This is a genomic window from Caballeronia sp. ATUFL_F1_KS39, from assembly GCF_023630985.1.
GTDB classification, from domain to species: Bacteria; Pseudomonadota; Gammaproteobacteria; order Burkholderiales; family Burkholderiaceae; genus Caballeronia; species Caballeronia zhejiangensis.
Genome location: NZ_JALQDZ010000020.1, coordinates 1 through 3,548 on the forward strand (window position 1 = coordinate 1; position 3,548 = coordinate 3,548).

Annotated in this window: 2 protein-coding genes; one reads left to right on the forward strand and one right to left on the reverse strand. The window is 62.1% G+C overall.

Going from position 1 to position 3,548, the window contains the following annotated elements:
* Nucleotides 1-2,026: molybdopterin-containing oxidoreductase family protein (locus tag NCR93_RS11965; protein ID WP_250532235.1), on the reverse strand; the 2,026-nt coding region annotated here is incomplete at its 3' end.
* A gap of 160 nt (nt 2,027-2,186) precedes the next feature.
* Here NCR93_RS11965 and NCR93_RS11970 point away from each other — a divergent pair.
* Nucleotides 2,187-3,377: a M20 aminoacylase family protein gene (locus tag NCR93_RS11970; protein WP_008343012.1), complete on the forward strand. Its 1,191-nt coding sequence runs from the start codon at nt 2,187-2,189 to the stop codon at nt 3,375-3,377.
* The last annotated feature ends 171 nt before the right edge of the window (nt 3,378-3,548 follow it).

Below are 3,548 nucleotides of genomic sequence, written 5' to 3' on the forward strand. Positions count from 1 at the left end.
GGCGGGCCCCCGCGGGACCCCCCCCCCCCGGGGGGCGCCCCCCCCCCCCGCCGCCCACCCCCCCCCCCCCCCCCCCCCCCCCCCCCCCGCCGCCCCGCCCCCGCCCCCCCCCCCCCCCCCGGGCCTGCATCGAACCGCGATCGTTGAAGATGCGCACGACTGCGCCATCGGCGATGGCGCGCGCTTGCGCGTCGGCGGGGTGAATATCGAGATGCGGTTCGCGCTCCGCCGCCCGCAGACTTTCGATGTTCACGAAACTGCTGTTCAGGAAGTTGCGCGCGGGCGGCGAAATCATCGCGAGCGGATAGCGGGCCGCCAGATCCGGCGATCCGTCCGCAGATTCGTACGGCGGCAGGTAATCGGGCAACGGATCGAGACCTTCGCGTTTCAGGCGCTCGCTGTAGAACTCGCATTTTCCCGACGGGGTGCGGAACCCGCCTTCGGCCAGCGGCGCTTCCGCGATTCCGAGCTTCAGCCAGCCGGACGCCTTCAACGTGTCCCAGCTCTGACCTTCGAGCGTCGGGTCGTTCCAGCGGAATGCCTTCGATGCGATCTGCTCGTCGGTCTCGAAAAGCGCCGGCTCGGTAAGGCCCAGGGCGCGTGCGAGTCCGCGGAATATTTCAGTGTTCGGGCGCGCTTCGCCGACGGGTGGAATCGCCGGCAGATTCGCCATTACGTGCGTGTGCCCGTAGGACTTGTGGACGTCGAGATGCTCGAGCTGCGTCGTCGCGGGAAAGACGAGGTCCGCGTAATCGGCGGTATCTGTCTGGAAGTGTTCGAGCACGATCGTGAACAGATCCTCGCGCGCGAAGCCCGCCTCGACTTTCGCCGAATCGGGCGCGACCGCAACGGGATTCGAGTTGTAGACGATCAGCGCTTCGATCTTCGGCCCGAATGCTTCGTCGCCCGGATGCAGCAACGCGTCGCCGATCGCGTTCATGTTGATCGCGCGCGGAAGCTTCGAGGGCCAGCCCGGCAGCAAATCGGGACGCTCGAGCGCGCTGCCGTCGATCGGCGCCCAGCCGGACGACGAAAGCAGCAGGCCTCCGGCGCGCTCGCGCCACGCGCCAGTCAACGACGGCAAGCAAGCGATCGCCCGCACGGCATTGCCGCCACCGCGCACGCGCTGCATGCCGTAATTGAGGCGAATTGCGGCCTTCTTCGTCGATCCGAAAGCACGGGCGAGTTCGATAACGACCTTTTCGTCGATGCCGCAGATCTGCGCCACGCGCGAAGCCGGATACTGCGCCGCGCGCGCCGCAAGTTCATCGAAGCCGACGGTATGCGCGCTCACATACTCGTGATCGATGAAATTCTCGCGGATCAACACGTCGATCATGCCGAGCGCCAGCGCGGCGTCGGTGCCCGGGCGCAACGCGATGTGCTGATGGCACTTTTCCGCCGTGAGCGACTTGTACGGATCGATCGCGATCAGCTTCGCGCCACGACGCTTTGCCTCCTGCGCGCGCGTCCAGAAGTGCAGGCTCGACGCGATCGGATTCGCGCCCCAGATCAGAATCAGCTCGCTCTCTTCGTAATACTCCGAATGCATTCCGAGGCTCGCGCCGTACGTGTAGCGCAGGCCGGCGGCGCCAGCAGCCGCACAAATCGTGCGTTCGAGTCGCGATGCGCCAAGCACGTTGAAGAATCGGGCAGCGACGCTTTCGCCTTGCACCAGGCCCATCGTGCCCGCGTAACTGTACGGAACGATGGCTTCAGGCGTGCGCCGGGCGATAGGCTGCAGGCGTTCGGCGGCGAGTTGCAACGCTTCGTCCCAGCCGATCGGCTCAAATCTGCCCTCGCCCTTTTTGCCGATTCGACGCAACGGAGTCAGAAGACGATCCTTGTGATGCGTACGCTCGGCATAGCGCGTAACCTTTGTGCACAACACACCTTGCGTCGGTGGATGATCAGGTTCGCCGCTGACTTTGACCGCTTTTCCATCCTTGACCGTTACGCGCATCGCGCAAGTATCGGGGCAATCGTGCGGGCACACGGCTCGGGCAAACTCGGCTGGAGCGTTCATCGGAAAGTCCGTAAATCGAAGTAAAAGCGGCAGATGACGGAATTCTATTACGGCCGCTATGCGATCGACCGTCCGATGGCGCAAATAGCGGCGGCGTAGAATGGAACGACCAGGCGCGGTCAATACGCGCAATCCGAATTCAAACGTGAGAGCAGTTAAAATGAATCTGATCCCAGAAATCGAAGCATCGCACGACGAGATCAAGACGCTCCGACGAACGATCCATGCCCATCCCGAATTGCGCTATGAAGAGGTTGGCACCGCAAAACTGGTTGCCGAGAGCCTCGAAAGTTGGGGAATCCAAGTGCATCGGGGATTGGGCAAGACGGGCGTCGTCGGCGTGCTGAAGCGCGGCGCCGGCAGCGCCTCGATCGGGCTGCGCGCGGATATGGACGCGCTGCCCATTCAGGAATTGAATACATTCGGCCATCGATCGACGAACGACGGCCGTATGCATGCCTGCGGCCACGATGGTCATACGGCGATGCTGCTCGGCGCGGCGAAATATCTGGCCAGGCACGGCAAATTCGATGGGACGGTCGTCTTCATCTTCCAACCGGCTGAGGAAGGCGGCGCGGGCGCGAAGGCCATGATCGAAGATGGTCTTTTCAAGCGGTTTCCGGTCGATGCGGTGTTCGGCATTCACAACTGGCCTGGCATTCCGGCGGGGCATTTCGGTGTCGTCGAAGGGCCGATCATGGCTTCGAGCAACGAGTTTCGCATCGCCATTCGAGGAACCGGTTCGCACGCGGCCTTGCCACATAACGGGCGCGATCCCGTTTTTACGGCGGTTCAGATCGCGAACGGGCTTCAGAGCATCATCACGCGAAGCAAGAAGCCGATCGATACGGCCGTGCTTTCGATTACCCAGATTCACGCTGGCCAGGCTGCCAATGTGGTGCCCGATCAGGCTTGGCTCGGAGGGACTGTGCGTACTTTTACGGTGGAGACGCTCGATCTGATCGAGGCGCGCATGCGCAAAATCGCCGATGCAACCGCAGCGGCCTACGACTGCGAGGTGGAAATTCATTTCCACAGAAACTATCCGCCGACGATCAATTCGCCTGAAGAGGCAAGATTCGCGGCGGAAGTTATGGCAGAAGTGGTGGGCAAGGATAAGGTCGATAGCGCCGTCGAGCCGACGATGGGCGCCGAGGACTTTTCGTTCATGCTTCTCGAAAAGCCCGGATGTTATGCGTTTCTAGGTAACGGCGACGGCGGGCACCGGGAGCAAGGACACGGCGCGGGGCCGTGCATGTTGCACAACGCCAGCTACGACTTTAATGATGATTTGTTATCGATCGGATCGTCGTACTGGGTAAGACTGGCGGAGAAATTCCTCGCCCGTTGATGGTCGCCGTTACGCTTCTGCTGGCTTAATTGCGATTTAGATTTTCACGCCCCAACGCAAAAACCCCACCTTTTGGGGTGGGGTTTTTGTTTGAAGCATGAGGAGCCTGACGATTACCTACTTTCACACGGGTATCCGCACTATCATCGGCGTGGAGTCGTTTCACGGTCC

What these genes read in the sequence shown, in the direction of transcription:
- NCR93_RS11970 (WP_008343012.1), top strand. Translation starts at nt 2,187, where the DNA reads ATGAATCTGATCCCAGAAATCGAAGCATCGCACGACGAGATCAAGACG.